Raw genomic sequence first — 15020 nt, forward strand, 5'->3', positions numbered from 1 at the left:
TGCCCGTGCCCTGGCGGGCCCCGGTTTCAGGGGCCCGCCGAAAGGCCGGTCAGGGCTTCGGCGCGTTGAGGAGGGCCGTGATGTGGGCCGCGGCCCTGGACAGGTGGCGGCGCGTGTCGCGGAGCTGATCGGTCGTCACGCCATGGTCGCGGGCCGCGTCGCGGATGTCGTCCCGGAAGCGGTCCAGGATGCGGTCCAGATCACGGGCGGGGTCACCGGTGAAGTCCTCGTGCGCCCAGGACGGTTCGTACTCGGCCGGGAAGTCCTCCGGGGTCTGCGAGTATTCGGCCGGTGCCGTCGCGGTGCCGGCCGCCGGACGGCCGAAGCCGAGGTCCCGGCCAAGGTCCTTGCCCCAGTCCTTGCCGAACTCGCCGAACTCCTTGGCCAGTTCGGTCAGCCCCTCGCGCACCCCGGTCGGCCAGTCGCCCCGCGCGAAATGGTCCTGCACCTGGTCCTGGACGCGTCGGGCGATGCGCTGGAACTCCTCCTGCGCCTGCGCCCGTGCCCGCTCCTGGGCCTCCTTCGCCACCCGCCTGGCCCGCTGGGCCTCCTCGCGAGCCCGCCGGCTCTCGTCCTTGGCGCGCCGCGCCTGCTCCTTCCACTCCTGCTTGACGCGGCGCATCTCCTCCTTGGCGGCCCGCCAGGCCTCCTTGTCGTCGGCCTCACCCGACCAGGCGTGCCCTGCCGAGGCCGTGCCGGAGCCCTGCCGGGCCTGGGAGGCGGCGGCACGCATCTCGCGCCGCAGATCGCCCGCCGCACCTCGTACGTCGGCCCGGATCTCGGCGGCGAGTTCGGCGACCGACTCGCGGATCTCCAGCTCCAGGTCGGCCAGCTCACCGCTGCGGTCGGCCAGTTCGGCACGGCCGGCGTCCGTGATGGCGTACACCTTGCGGCCGCCCTCGGTGGTGTGCGTGACCAGGCCCTCGGCCTCCAGCTTGGCCAGCCGGGGGTACACGGTGCCGGCCGAGGGTGCGTACAGCCCCTGGAAGCGCTCCTCCAGCAGACGGATCACCTCGTAGCCGTGGCGCGGGGCCTCGTCGAGCAGCTTCAGCAGGTAGAGGCGCAGGCGGCCGTGAGCGAAGACGGGGGGCATGTCAGAGCACCTTCTTGTCGGTCGTGCCGTCGGTCGCGGACCGGGTGGGGCCGCCGTCCGGGTCCGGGCCGGAGTCCCACGGCCCGTCCTCCGCCGGTGGACGCCGGAGCAGGGCGATCGCGCCGGAGACCGTCGTCGCCTTCAGTCTGCCGTGGCCCGTGCCCAGCCGGCCGGTGATCCGCTTGGCGCCCCACTGCCCGCTGACCCGCAGGTCCTCGAAGGCGTTGGACACCGACCCGCTGGCGGTGTTCGCCTCCACCTCGGCGTCCGCCGGGTGGGGCAGCCGGATGGCGATCTCTCCGGAGACGTTGGTCAGACTGATGTCGGTGGGGCGGCCCGCCGGGTCCAGGTCGACGATCATCGAGCCGCTCACGGAGTCGGCTCGGACCGAGGAGCCCGCGCCCTCGACCACTGTCAGGTCGCCCGAGACCGAGTTGAACCGCAGGTCTCCGGAGAGCGCCTGCGCCTCCAGGTTCCCCGACACCGTGTCCGCGCGCACCGGGCCGGTGAGGCCCACCAGAGTGGTGTCACCGGTGACGCCCTTGACCTCCGTACGCCCGTCGATGCCCGAGACCATCGCGGCGGCGCCGACCACCCCGACCTCGACGCGCGTGTCCGCGGGGACGGCCAGGGAGACGACGGCGCTGCGCCGCCAGCCCTTGCGGTCCAGCCACTTCAGAAAGCCCTTCCAGGGCAGGTCCTCGTACGCCACGGTCAGGGTGCCCCCCTGCTGGGTGACCACCAGGGGAGGCCCGTCGATCTCGGAGACCTCCAGGCGCGCGGAACTCTCGTCCGTGCCCACGACGTTCACCGCTCCGTTGACGATGCGGACGTTGAGCTGGGTCACGGGCTTGTCGAAGGTGAGCTTCCTGGGCTCGCCCACGGACCACTCGGACATGGTGCAGACCTCCTGGGACGGACGACCGGACCACGCGGAACCGCAAGGCCGGAGACGGACCGGAGAGCGACGCGTCACGCCATATCGCGTCCCTCCTGAAAACACGATATATCGCGGACACGGAAAGTCAAGACACACCGCGAGGCCGAGCCACGCCGCTGGACAGGGCCGGACCGCACCGCTGGACAACGGCGCACCGCGAGGTACCGGGAAACGGCGAAGGGCGCCCCGAAGGGCGCCCCACGTCGTTCGCCGCTGGACCGCTACTCGTCGTCCTCGTCGTCCAGCCGGGCCAGCCAGGTCGCCAGCCGCTCCACCGGAACCTCGAAGTCGGGGTTCAGGTCGACGAAGGTCCGCAACTGCTCGGCGAGCCACTCGAAGGTGACCTCCTCCTCGCCGCGCCGCTTCTCCAGCTCCTCGATGCCACGGTCAGTGAAGTACATGAGGCCAAGGATAAAGGCGCGCAACGGGCCGGGCCGCACCCCCGCGGACGAGGATGCGGCCCGGTCGCGTACGGTCCGCAGCAGCGGCTACGCGGTCACGCCTCGAACACCTCGCGCACCAGCTGCTCCTGCTCCGCCTGGTGCCGCTTCGCGGAACCCACGGCGGGGGAGGAGCCGTGCGGGCGGGAGATGCGGCGCAGGCGCTCGCCGTGCGGCACGTCCGCGCCGACCGCCAGGTCCAGGTGGTCGATCAGGTTGAGCGCGATGAACGGCCAGGCACCCTGGTTCGCCGGCTCCTCCTGGGCCCACAGGTACTTCTCGGCGTTCGGGTACTTCCTGATCTCCGCCTGGAGCTCGGCACCCGGAAGCGGGTACAGGCGCTCGATACGGATGATCGCGGTGTCCGTCACGCCCCGCTTCTTCCGCTCCGCCTCGAGGTCGTAGTAGACCTTGCCGGCGCAGAAGACGACCTTGCGCACCGCGCTCGGGTCGACCGACGCGTCGCCGATGACCGGCCGGAACTCGCCCGTGGTGAACTCCTCCGCCTTCGAGGCCGCGGCCTTCAGGCGCAGCATCGACTTCGGGGTGAAGACGACCAGCGGCTTGTGGTGCGGGTTGTGCACCTGCCACCGCAGGAGGTGGAAGTAGTTCGACGGCGAGGTCGGCATCGCGACCGTCATGTTGTTCTGCGCGCACAGCTGGAGGAAGCGCTCCGGGCGGGCCGAGGAGTGGTCCGGGCCCTGGCCCTCGTAGCCGTGCGGGAGCAGGAGGACTACGCCGCTCGTCTGGCCCCACTTCTGCTCCGCGGACGAGATGAACTCGTCCACGACCGTCTGCGCGCCGTTGGTGAAGTCGCCGAACTGGGCCTCCCACATCACGAGCGCGTCGGGGCGGGCGAGCGAGTAGCCGTACTCGAAGCCCATCGCCGCGTACTCGGAGAGCAGGGAGTTGTAGACGTTCAGGCGGGCCTGGTCCTCGGAGAGGTACATCAGCGGGGTGAAGTCCTCGCCCGTCTCGCGGTCGATGATCACCGCGTGGCGCTGGCCGAAGGTGCCGCGCTGGGAGTCCTGGCCCGCCAGGCGGACCGGGGTGCCCTCCAGCAGCAGCGAGCCGATGGCGAGGGTCTCGCCCATGCCCCAGTCGATGGTGCCGTCCTCGACCATGGCCGCCCGGCGCTGCAGCTGCGGCAGCAGACGCGGGTGGACGGTGATGTGGTCGGGGACGTTCACCTGGGACGCGGCGATGCGCTTGACGACCTCGGCGGACACAGCCGTCGGGACGGCCACCGGGAAGCCGTCCTGCGGCGCCTCGGCCTCGCCCGGAACGGGCTGGGAGGTGGCCTCGCGGACCTCGGTGAAGACCTTCTCCAGCTGGCCCTGGTAGTCCTGCAGCGCCTGCTCGGCCTCTTCCAGGGTGATGTCGCCGCGACCGATGAGGGACTCGGTGTACAGCTTGCGCACCGAGCGCTTCTTGTCGATCAGGTCGTACATCAGCGGCTGGGTGAAGGCCGGGTTGTCCGACTCGTTGTGACCGCGGCGGCGGTAGCAGATGAGGTCGATCACCACGTCCTTGTTGAACGCCTGGCGGAACTCGAAGGCCAGACGGGCGACGCGCACGACGGCCTCGGGGTCGTCGCCGTTCACGTGGAAGATCGGGGCCTCGATCATGCGGGCCACGTCCGTGGCGTACATGGAGGAACGCGAGGACTCGGGGGCCGCGGTGAAGCCGACCTGGTTGTTGATGACGACGTGGACGGTGCCGCCGGTGCGGTAGCCGCGCAGCTGCGACATGTTCAGGGTCTCGGCCACCACGCCCTGGCCCGCGAAGGCCGCGTCGCCGTGGATCGCCACCGGCAGGACGGTGAAGTCCGTGCCGCCCTTGCCGATGATGTCCTGCTTGGCGCGGGAGACACCCTCCAGGACCGGGTCGACCGCCTCCAGGTGCGAGGGGTTGGCGACCAGCGAGACCTTGATCTGCTCGCCGTCCAGGCCGGTGAAGGTGCCCTCGGCGCCCAGGTGGTACTTCACGTCGCCGGAGCCGTGCATCGACTTCGGGTCGAGGTTGCCCTCGAACTCACGGAAGATCTGCGCGTAGGACTTGCCGACGATGTTCGCCAGGACGTTCAGCCGGCCGCGGTGGGCCATGCCGATGACGACCTCGTCCAGGCGGGACTCGGCCGCCGAGTCGATGACCGCGTCCAGCAGCGGGATGACGGACTCGCCGCCCTCCAGGGAGAAGCGCTTCTGGCCGACGTACTTCGTCTGCAGGAAGGTCTCGAAGGCCTCCGCCGCGTTCAGCCGGCGCAGGATGCGCAGCTGCTCCTCGCGCTCCGGCTTGGAGTGCGGGCGCTCCACGCGGTCCTGGATCCACTTGCGCTGCTTGGGGTCCTGGATGTGCATGAACTCGATGCCGACCGTGCGGCAGTACGAGTCGCGCAGTACGCCGAGGATGTCGCGCAGCTTCATCATCGACTTGCCGGCGAAGCCGCCGACGGCGAACTCGCGCTCCAGGTCCCACAGGGTGAGGCCGTGCTCGACGATGTCCAGGTCGGGGTGCTTGCGCTGGCGGTACTCCAGCGGGTCGGTGTCGGCCATGACGTGGCCGCGGACCCGGTAGGAGTGGATCAGCTCGAAGACGCGGGCGGCCTTGGTGACGTCGTCGTCGTGCGAGGCGTCGATGTCCTTCAGCCAGCGGACCGGCTCGTAGGGGATGCGCAGCGCCTCGAAGATCTCGTCGTAGAAGCCGTTCTCGCCGAGGAGCAGGTTGGCGACGACGCGCAGGAACTCGCCGGAGGCGGCGCCCTGGATCACCCGGTGGTCGTAGGTCGACGTGAGCGTCATGACCTTCGAGATGCCGAGCTTGTTCAGGGTGTCCTGGGAGGTGCCCTGGAACTCCGCGGGGTAGTCCATGGAGCCGACGCCCATGATCACCGACTGGCCGGGCATCAGACGCGGCACCGAGTGGACCGTGCCGAGGCCGCCGGGGTTGGTGAGGGAGACGGTGACGCCGGTGAAGTCGTCCATCGTCAGCTTGCCGTCGCGGGCGCGGCGGACGATGTCCTCGTAGGCCTGCCAGAACTCGAAGAAGTTCAGCGTCTCGGCCTTCTTGATGGCCGCGACGACCAGCTGGCGCTCGCCGCCCGGCTTCACCAGGTCGATGGCGAGACCGAGGTTGACGTGCTCCGGCTTGACCAGGGTGGGCTTGCCGTCCTTCTGCGCGAAGGAGTAGTTCATCGACGGCATGGCCTTGATCGCCTGGACCATGGCGTAGCCGATGAGGTGCGTGAAGGAGATCTTCCCGCCGCGGGCCCGCTTGAGGTGGTTGTTGATGACGATGCGGTTGTCGAACAGCAGCTTCACCGGGACCGCGCGCACGGACGTGGCCGTGGGCAGCTCCAGGGAGGCGTTCATGTTCTTGGCGACCGCGGCGGACGGGCCGCGCAGCGTCACGAACTCGGGACCGGCGGGGGCCTCGGCGGCGGGCGCGGGCTGCGCGGCGGCCGGCTTGGCGGCGGCGGGCTTCGCGGGCGCCGGAGCCGGCGCGGCGGGCTGCGCCGGCGCGGGGGCCGGAGCCGGGGCGGGGGCCTGCGCGGCGGCGGGCTTCGGCGCGGCCGAGGCCTGCGCGGGCTTGGCCGGGGCGGCGGGCGCCTGGGCGGGCGTGGCGGTCGCTGCGGCCCCCGCGGCCGTAGTGCCCGACGGTGCCGAGGAGACAGCCGCGGCGGCGCCCGGCTTGTAGTCGGCGAAGAAGTCCCACCAGGCGCGGTCTACGGAGTTCGGGTCCTGGAGGTACTGCTGATAGATCTCGTCGACGAGCCACTCGTTGGCACCGAACGCGGCAGCGGGGTTCTTCCCGGCCTGGTCGTCGGAGGTGGAGATGCTCGAGTTACTGGGGGACTGTGGCGACACGGCGGCAACCGCCCTCTTCCGCTTCACAAGGTGATGGACAGCGGGAATAAAGGCTACGCCTCCGGGGCCGGGAAGGTCAGGTCGGGCCCGTTCATCGTCGTGTAAGTCACATCGAAAGCTGTGTTTCGGGCCTTGAAATGGCGGGAAACAACCGTGGTTCAGCGGCGGAAGGGAAGGCAGGACCCGGGCCCGGCCCGGCACGGACGCAGGCCCCTGCCTGATCACACGTGTCCAGCTGCGGCCGGGCCGGCGCAGGCTCGTGGATCTTGAGGTTCCGGTCGCACTTTACGTCAACTTTGAACTGGCGGAAGCCCTGGAAGAGTGACGAGGATCCGGCAGCCGCGATCTGATTCGGCCACCCCGATCCGGCCGCCGTGCAGATCCACGGCCCAGCGGGCGATCGCCAGGCCGAGCCCGGTGCCGCCGTCGCTGCCCGGACCGTGGGGCCGGCTCACCGCCCCCCGGTTGAAGCGCTCGAAGACGCGGTGCCACTCGGAGCGGGGAATGCCGGGTCCCTCGTCGAGGACCTCCAGCTCCAGCGACTCCGGCCGCGGACCGCGCCGCGCCCGCACCGTCACACGGCCGTGCGGCGGGCTGTGCTTGACCGCGTTGTCGATCAGGTTGGCGACCACCTGGTGGATCCGCTCGGGGTCCGCGTGCGCGGTCAGCTCCGGCGGGTAGACGTCCAGGCTGAGATGGACGTCCGTACGCGTGTGGCTCCCGGAGCCGGAGGCCATCTCGGCGCGGGCCGAGGCGACCATGTTGGCCTCCTTCAGCACGCCCGAGAGATAGGGCCACACCTCGAAGCGCCGCAGCTTCAGCGGGACGACGCCGTTGTCCAGGCGGGACAGGTCCAGCAGCGTCTCGACCAGCCGGCCCAGCCGCTCGGTCTGCCTCAGGGCCGTCCGCATGGTCTCGGGGTCCGCCTCGGTGACCCCGTCCACGATGTTCTCCAGCACCGCGCGCAGGCCCGCGATCGGCGTGCGCAGCTCGTGCGAGACGTTGGCCACCAGCTCCTTGCGCTGACGGTCCTGGGCGGCCAGCTCGTCGGCCATGCGGTTGATCGTCTGGGCCAGCGTGCCCAGCTCGTCCCCGCGGTTCTCGCGTACCCGGCGGGTGTAGTCGCCGTGCGAGATGGACCGGGCGACCGCGTTCATCTCGTCCAGCGGCGCGGTGAGCGAATGGGCCACGAACTGCGTGATGAGCAGCGTGGCGATCATCGAGAAGACCATGATGAAGCGCAGCTCGGTCTTGGTGTGCACCGCGATCATGGAGAGACCGGTGGTGATCAGCACCGAGATGACGACCAGCGTGCCCAGCTTGGTCTTGATCGAGAACGGTCGTACGTCACCCCAGGGTCGTCCCGGGGCCCGCCGTGCGGCCGGACCGTCGCTCATGGGGTCGGCGTCTCCAGCGCGTAGCCCACGCCGTGCACCGTGCGGATCCGCTCGGCGCCGATCTTGCGGCGCAGAGCCTTGATGTGGCTGTCGACGGTCCGGGTGCCGGAGGCGTCCGCCCAGTCCCACACCTCGGCCAGCAGCTGCTCGCGCGAGAGCACCGCACGCGGGGTGTTCGCCAGACACACCAGGAGGTCGAACTCCGTCGGCGTCAGGTGGACGTCCTCGCTGCGCACCCGCACCCTGCGCTGTGCGTGGTCGATCTCCAGCTCGCCCAGGCGCAGGATGCCGCTGCGCGGCGTCGCGGCGGCGAGGGCGGCCCGCTCCACGCGGCGCAGCAGCACGTGCACGCGCGCCGCCAGCTCCCGCATCGAGAACGGCTTGGTCATGTAGTCGTCGGCGCCGACGCCGAGGCCGACCAGCATGTCGGTCTCGTCGTCCCGCGCGGTGAGCATCAGGACCGGCACGGGCCGCTGGGCCTGCACACGGCGGCAGACCTCCAGGCCGTCGAAGCCGGGCAGCATGATGTCGAGGATCAGCAGGTCGGGCTGCCAGGCCTCGGCGGTGTCGACCGCGGACGGGCCGTCGCCCGCCGTCTGCACGAGGAATCCCTCGGCGCGCAGGCGGGTGGCGATGGCGTCCAGGATGGTCTGGTCGTCTTCAACCACCAGGACCCGGCGCTGTGCGCCCGGTCCGGCCGACGTCGCGTTGTGGGAGGTGTGTGTCTGCTCCATCGCCCGCCCCTGAGAGGTGTGCTTCCGGAATCCGTGGGGTGATTCCTTGACTGCGCATGGTTGCGATTGACGCTTGAATGATCGGCGTCAGGGAAGCAGCGTACGGGGAGTCACCGCGGCTTTGCTATCCAGGGCGGACGGCCAGGTGCACGACGTCCGGAACTCCCCGGGCAACGGGGATCTCTTCGGTGCGCACCTGTTGGAACCCGACATTCCACAAGGTTCCTTCAAATTCCGGAGACGGCCTGGCCGACCACACCGCGAGCACCCCGCCGGGCGTCAACGCCCTTGCGCAGCTTGCCAGTCCGGGGGGTGTGTACAGCCCGCCGTTGCCCTCCGTGACCGTCCAGTCGGGGCCGTTGTCGATGTCCAGGCACAACGCGTCGAAAGTGGTGGATGTCTCATTGACGTAAGAGAGCAGATCGGCCTCGACGATCTCGGTGCGCGGGTCGGCGAGCGCCGCCGCCGTGAGCTCGGCGAGGGGACCGGAGCGGTGCCAGTCGATGATCGCCGGCTCGCGCTCGACCGCCGTGATCCGTCCCCAGCGCGGGTCGGCGGCGGCGTGCGCGAGCGAGAAGCCCACGCCCAGGCCGCCGATCAGCACGTGCGGGTGCGCCCTGCCGTCCAGCGCGGCGAGGGCGGCGTCGACCAGCAGCCGCTCCGAACGGCCGTCGGAGGTGTCCATCAGGAAGCAGCCGTTGGCGATGATCTGAAGCAGCTCGCCGTGCCGGCGCAGCGCGACCTCGCCATAGGGGCCCTCGCGACGGTCCAGCACCACAGGAGTCTCGTACGAGGCGGTCATGGGGCCATCCTGCCCGAACCGCGCCGCCTGGCCACATGATTTAGGGGTGACGCACGGGCTCCGGGGAGACAGTGGCGGGCTCCCCGGGTTCCGCTTCCACGGGGGAGCCGGGGTCTCGCCGTCCAGCGGCCGCCGACGCCACGCGCTGGGCTCGCCGCACGACCGTGCGCGGCCTGCGTCCCCGGCGGCGGCTGCCCGGCCTCGCTTCCCTCGGCGCGACCTGGCCTTTCTCGTCCCCGCGCAAGTGATCGCTCAGAGCGAACAGGCCCCTGGGAACATTCGAGCCCCCTCGTGCATTGAGTCGACGTAACTCAACTTGACTGCCGAAGGGGAGATCATGGCTGCTGAGTCCGCAGCGTTCACACCGCTCGCCCTGCCTGTGCTGCCGCTAGACGACGAGGTCGTGCTGCCCGGGATGGTGGTCCCGCTGGATCTGAGCGACAGCGAGGTACGGGCCGCGGTGGAGGCCGCTCAGGCCGCTGCCCGGTCGGAGCCCGGGAAGCCCAGAGTGCTGCTGGTGCCGCGCATCGAGGGCACGTACGCGAAGACCGGCGTGCTGGGCACGGTCGAGCAGGTCGGCCGGCTGGCCGACGGCGACCCGGGCGCCCTGATCCGTGGCCGCGGCCGCGTGCGGATCGGCGCCGGGACCACCGGACCGGGTGCCGCGCTGTGGGTCGAGGGCGCGCGGATCGACGAGAGCGTGCCGGACCCGCTGCCCGGCCAGGTCGCGGAACTCGTCAAGGAGTACAAGGCCCTGGCCACCGCCTGGCTGCGCAAGCGTGGCGCCTGGCAGGTCGTGGACCGGGTGCAGGCCATCGAGGACGTGTCCGCGCTCGCCGACAACTCCGGCTACTCGCCCTTCCTGACCATCGAACAGAAGGTCGAGCTGCTGGAGACCGCCGACCCGGTGGCCCGGCTGAAGATCGCCACCCAGCAGTTGCGCGACCACCTCGCCGAACAGGATGTGGCCGAGACCATCGCCAAGGACGTCCAGGAGGGCGTCGACAAGCAGCAGCGCGAGTTCCTGCTCCGCCGTCAGCTCGAGGCCGTCCGCAAGGAGCTGCGCGAGCTCAACGGCGAGAAGGACGGCGAGGAGTCCGACGACTACCGGGCCCGCGTCGAGGCCGCCGACCTGCCCGAGAAGGTGCGCGAGGCCGCCCTCAAGGAGGTCGACAAGCTGGAGCGGGCCTCCGACGCCTCCCCCGAGGGCTCCTGGATCCGCACCTGGCTGGACACCGTCCTGGAGATGCCCTGGAACGAGCGGACCGAGGACGCCTACGACATCCAGGGCGCCAAGGCGGTCCTGGACGCCGAGCACTCGGGCCTGGAGGACGTCAAGGAACGGATCACCGAGTACCTGGCGGTGCGCAAGCGCCGCGGCGACCGTGGCCTGGGCGTGATCGGCGGGCGGCGCGGCGGTGCCGTCCTGGCGCTCGTCGGACCGCCCGGGGTCGGCAAGACCTCGCTCGGCGAGTCCGTGGCGCACGCCATGGGACGCAAGTTCGTCCGGGTCGCCCTGGGCGGCGTCCGCGACGAGGCCGAGGTCCGCGGCCACCGTCGTACGTACGTCGGCGCGCTGCCCGGCCGGATCGTGCGCGCCGTCAAGGAGGCCGGGTCGATGAACCCGGTGGTCCTGCTGGACGAGATCGACAAGGTCGGCTCCGACTTCCGCGGCGACCCGGCCGCGGCCCTGCTCGAAGTGCTGGACCCGGCGCAGAACCACACCTTCCGCGACCACTACCTGGAGGTCGAACTCGACCTGTCGGACGTCGTCTTCCTGGCCACCGCCAACGTCCTGGAGGCCATCCCGGAGGCGCTGGCGGACCGGATGGAGATCGTCCGCCTGGACGGGTACACCGAGGACGAGAAGGTCGTCATCGCGCGCGACCACCTGCTCCCGCGCCAGCTGGAGCGGGCCGGCCTGGACCCGACCGAGGTCACGATCGACGAGGGTGCGCTGCGCAGGCTGGCCGGCGAGTACACCCGCGAGGCGGGCGTGCGCACCCTGGAGCGGGCCATCGCGCGGCTGCTGCGCAAGGTGGCGGCCCAGCACGAACTGGGGGAGCGGGACCTGCCGTTCGCCGTCACCGAGGCGGATCTGCGCGACCTCATCGGCCGTCCGCACCACGTGCCCGAGTCCGCTCAGGACCCGGCCGAGCGCCGTACGGCCGTCCCCGGGGTGGCGACGGGCCTGGCGGTCACCGGGGCCGGCGGAGACGTGCTCTTCGTCGAGGCGTCCCTGGCCGACCCGGAGACGGGCGCGGCGGGCCTGACCCTGACCGGTCAGCTCGGTGATGTGATGAAGGAGTCCGCGCAGATCGCGCTGAGCTTCCTGCGCAGCCACGGCGCCGAGCTGGAGCTGCCGGTGGGCGATCTGAAGGACCGGGGCGTGCACATCCACTTCCCGGCGGGTGCCGTGCCCAAGGACGGCCCGAGCGCGGGCATCACCATGACGACCGCGCTCGCCTCGCTCCTGTCGGGCCGCCTGGTCCGTACGGACGTGGCGATGACCGGCGAGGTCTCGCTGACCGGCCGCGTCCTGCCCATCGGCGGCGTGAAGCAGAAGCTGCTCGCGGCGCAGCGGGCCGGGGTGACCACAGTGATCATTCCCAAGCGCAACGAGCCCGACCTGGACGACGTCCCGGCCGAGGTGCTGGACAAGCTCGACGTCCACGCCGTCACCGACGTCCGCCAGGTCCTGGAACTGGCCCTCGCGCCGGCCGTGAACGGCGCGGCGCCCGAGGTTCCGGTAGCGGCGTGACGGACGCTGCCGGATGAGGGAAGGCCCGGGTCCCGTGAGGGAGGCCCGGGCCTTCGCCGTCCGTGCTCAGGGGGGTCAGCCGTTGGCCAGGGCCCGCACCCGGTCCAGCGCGCCGTTGAACTTGTCGTGATCGCCGACCGTCGGGCCGGACGAGGTGTACTGCCACATCGTGTAGTAGCTCCAGCCCGCCGGCAGGGTGCCCACCGTCGAGGCGTAGCGAGCGATCCACAGGGGGTTGTTGGCGGCGAAGCCGCCGTAGTTGCCGGTGCACTGGGTCCACCAGCTGGTGGCCGTGTAGATGACGGCGTCACGGCCGGTGCGCGCCTTGTAGGTGTTGAGGAAGTCGGCGATCCAGCTGATCATCGCGCTGGCGGACTTGCCGTAGCAGGCGGCGCCGTAGGGGTTCCATTCGATGTCGAGGGCGCCCGGCAGGGTCTTGCCGTCGCGGGACCAGCCGCCGCCGTGGTCCACGAAGTAGTTGGCCTGGGAGGCGCCGCTGGCGGTGTCCGGGGTCGCAAAGTGGTACGCGCCGCGGATCATGCCGACGCTGTAGGAGCCGTTGTACTGCTGCGTGAAATACGGGTTCGTGTAGTACGTGCCCTCCGTCGCCTTCGTGTAGGCCCACCGCACGCCGCTGTTCCACAGGGTGGACCAGGCGACGTTGCCCTGGTAGCTGGCGACGTCGACGCCTTCGGTCTGGGTGACGGCGGCCCTGGTGGGTGAGCCGCTGCGGCGGTCGTGTGCCAGCACGCCGATGCCCATGTACGCGGAGCCGCGGTCTGGGGTGGTGTCGGCGCTGGTGGGTGAGCCGCTGCGGCCGTCGTGTGCCAGCACTCCCATGCCCATGTACGCGGAGCCGCGGGCCGGGACGGTGTCGGCGCTGGTGGGTGAGCCGTCGCCGCCGTCGTGTGCCGACGCGTCGATGCCCATGTACGCGGGGCCGCGGTCTGGGGTGGTCTCGGCCGAGGAGGGGACGGTGAAGAGAGCCGTGAACGCTGCGAGCAGGGCTCCCGCGACGGTGAGCCGACGCGCGCGAGCCGTTCCGGGTCTGTGCACGGGCATGACGTGCCTCCGAAGTTCGGTGGTGTTCGGTGGGGGGAACAGGGGGTAGGCCCACCGTTGCACAAGGAAAGAGCGGGTCCCGGTAGACCCGCCGGGAGCGTTGATGTTGTGTACATGTCAATAGGCTCGCGGTCGAACCCGAGCAGGCGGATGCGCTCTGGGAAGGGGTGCGGGCTGTCGTTGGTCTACGCCTGCGAAATACTGGCTCAGCTGCGGCGATGGCGGCGACGGGCGGAAACTTTCAGCACAGCGAAAACTTCAGGCAGGGGCTGACGTGCACGAAGACACAAGAGGCGACGGGCAGGCCGCCGCATCCGGCGATGGCTCGCCCACTGGTGTGGACCGCGAGTTCCTGGCCCTGGAGCGGGAACTGACGGTGCTGCTGCGGCGTGCCCGGGCCAGCCAGGGCGAGATGGCCCGCGAGGTCCACCCGGATCTGGAGTCCTCCGCCTACGGACTGCTCATCCGTCTGGAGGAGTGCGGCAGTCAGCGCGCCACGGACCTCGCCGCCTACATCGGTGTCGGCAAGGCCACCATGTCCCGCCAGCTGCGCGCCCTGGAGGAACTCGGCCTGGTCGCCCGTGAGCCCGATCCCGCGGACGGACGGGCCTGGCTGGTGGCCCTCACGGCGGAGGGCCGCAGCCGCGTCGGCCGGGTGCGCGAGGCCCGCCGGGCGCGCTACGGCCGGCGCCTCGCCCACTGGGACCGCCGCGAGGTGGCGGAACTGGCGCGGTTGCTGCACGAGTTGAACGGCGTCATGGCCAAGCACGACAAGTAGCCGGGCAGCCGGGGGGCGTCCCCGCCGCCCCGGTGTCCGCCGCCCGCTCCGATCCTCACGGCTCCACGAACACCACCGTCGCGTCGTCGTGCGTCTTGCTCCGCCCGAGCCACGCCCGCTCCTGACGGTCCGCCGCCTCCAGGGCCCGTACGCGCTCCACCAGCGCTCGCGCGCCTTCCTTGCGCACCGTGCGGAGGCACTGCGCCCAGTCGCCCTCGTGGAACTTCTCCACCCAGCGCGCCGCCCCGTCCGTCAGCGCTGCCAGGGCCCGGACCTCACCGGCCGGCACGACGCCCGTCACGGCCCGGTCCGCCACCGAGGGGTCCGCCGCCGCGGTGAAGAAGCCGCCCTCCTTGTTGCGCAGCGTGGCGTCGACGAGCGCGTCGGTGGCGAGCGCCTCCCGGGGCAGGCGGGCCAGCCGGTCGTCCAGGACGGGCACGACCGAGCCGTCCGCCGACTCCAGCAGGAGCACCGAGTCGGACAGCACCAGGTACTCCACGGTTTCGGCCGACCAGCGAACGAGCACCACGGTTGCCTGGGGTGTGCGAGGGTGAGAAAGGTCACAAGTGATCGCGTGCGCCTCGGCCGTTCGCGCGATGGCCCGGGAGAGGATCTCTGTGGGCGTCAGATCCCGGCAGGAAACGGTCAGTTCGGTCAGCGCGCCCCCGAGTCGCGCGGTGAACCAGGGAACCGGATGCAGACAGCCCGTCTCCGTCCTCGGCGGCGTCACCCCGTCCAGGACGACAAGGCAGCCCCCCTGCCCGGAAGCGGGCACTCCCAGGGCGGCGAAGTCCTCGTTCGGACGGTCCGGCCCGCCCGCTTCCGAAACAACCTCCATACGCATCGGGCCAGTCTGCACGAGGCCTTCACATGGTTCGCCAAAAGTGGCCAATCACCTTGGGATTGATGCAGTCCCGCAGGTCAGGCGCCTGGTTTGGGAGGGAATGGAGCGCTCCGGGAAGGCGTGGCGGCGAATATTGCCAAAGCCTGCCGCCGACGTCCAACCGGCCCGCCGCAGGCGTACCGCGTACGCGCCGGGGGAACTTGCCCGCCAACTCTCCTCCGATGTTCACTCCTTCGGGTGGCCGGTCGGACGATGCGGGCCCACTGCCCACCGGCACTGGGAGGGTCGGAAACCGACGCAGGT

At 71.0% G+C, this 15020-nt stretch carries 11 protein-coding genes; 2 read left to right on the top strand and 9 right to left on the bottom strand.

Annotation, left to right across the window (positions count from 1 at the left end):
• Positions 1-49: 49 nt before the first annotated feature.
• From ACWDUZ_RS18015 to ACWDUZ_RS18045, 7 genes are all read right to left on the bottom strand, one after another.
• On the bottom strand, positions 50-1093 hold the full coding sequence (locus ACWDUZ_RS18015) for a helix-turn-helix transcriptional regulator (RefSeq protein ID WP_451632777.1): 1044 nt from the start codon (positions 1091-1093) through the stop codon (positions 50-52).
• A gap of 1 nt (position 1094) precedes the next feature.
• Positions 1095-1991 (bottom strand): DUF4097 family beta strand repeat-containing protein, encoded by an 897-nt coding sequence (locus ACWDUZ_RS18020; RefSeq protein ID WP_451632778.1) that lies wholly within the window; start codon positions 1989-1991, stop codon positions 1095-1097.
• 263 nt (positions 1992-2254) lie between these two features.
• A complete protein-coding gene (locus tag ACWDUZ_RS18025) occupies positions 2255-2434 on the bottom strand; it encodes a DUF6104 family protein (protein ID WP_003992906.1) in 180 nt (59 codons plus the stop codon).
• Positions 2435-2529: 95 nt separating this feature from the next.
• A complete protein-coding gene (locus ACWDUZ_RS18030; protein ID WP_451632779.1) occupies positions 2530-6339 on the bottom strand; it encodes a multifunctional oxoglutarate decarboxylase/oxoglutarate dehydrogenase thiamine pyrophosphate-binding subunit/dihydrolipoyllysine-residue succinyltransferase subunit in 3810 nt (1269 codons plus the stop codon).
• 290 nt (positions 6340-6629) lie between these two features.
• Positions 6630-7736, bottom strand: coding sequence for an ATP-binding protein (locus ACWDUZ_RS18035; protein ID WP_451632780.1), 1107 nt, complete (start codon positions 7734-7736; stop codon positions 6630-6632).
• Positions 7733-8470, bottom strand: coding sequence for a response regulator transcription factor (locus ACWDUZ_RS18040; RefSeq protein ID WP_189902244.1), 738 nt, complete (start codon positions 8468-8470; stop codon positions 7733-7735). Before ACWDUZ_RS18040 ends, ACWDUZ_RS18035 begins: the two co-directional genes overlap by 4 nt.
• Before the next feature lie 124 nt (positions 8471-8594).
• Positions 8595-9272, bottom strand: coding sequence for a spermine/spermidine synthase domain-containing protein (locus ACWDUZ_RS18045; protein ID WP_451632781.1), 678 nt, complete (start codon positions 9270-9272; stop codon positions 8595-8597).
• A 337-nt stretch (positions 9273-9609) separates the two neighbouring features.
• Between ACWDUZ_RS18045 and lon the strand changes: the two genes are divergently transcribed.
• Positions 9610-12033 carry an endopeptidase La gene (gene lon / locus ACWDUZ_RS18050; RefSeq protein WP_451632782.1) on the top strand — a complete coding sequence of 808 codons (2424 nt, stop codon included), beginning with the start codon at positions 9610-9612 and terminating at the stop codon, positions 12031-12033.
• Between the two features lie 75 nt (positions 12034-12108).
• On the opposite strand, the gene ACWDUZ_RS18055 is transcribed toward lon, so the two are convergent.
• Complete coding sequence (locus ACWDUZ_RS18055; RefSeq protein ID WP_451632783.1) at positions 12109-13095, bottom strand: lysozyme; 987 nt, start codon at positions 13093-13095, stop codon at positions 12109-12111.
• 274 nt (positions 13096-13369) lie between these two features.
• On the opposite strand from ACWDUZ_RS18055, the gene ACWDUZ_RS18060 reads away from it, so the two are divergent.
• Positions 13370-13873, top strand: coding sequence for a MarR family winged helix-turn-helix transcriptional regulator (locus tag ACWDUZ_RS18060; protein ID WP_451632784.1), 504 nt, complete (start codon positions 13370-13372; stop codon positions 13871-13873).
• 55 nt (positions 13874-13928) lie between these two features.
• Here ACWDUZ_RS18060 and ACWDUZ_RS18065 read toward each other — a convergent pair whose 3' ends face one another.
• Positions 13929-14717 carry a protein phosphatase 2C domain-containing protein gene (locus ACWDUZ_RS18065; RefSeq protein ID WP_451632785.1) on the bottom strand — a complete coding sequence of 263 codons (789 nt, stop codon included), beginning with the start codon at positions 14715-14717 and terminating at the stop codon, positions 13929-13931.
• Positions 14718-15020 lie beyond the last annotated feature (303 nt).

It is taken from the genome of Streptomyces sp. NPDC003393, from assembly GCF_053589015.1.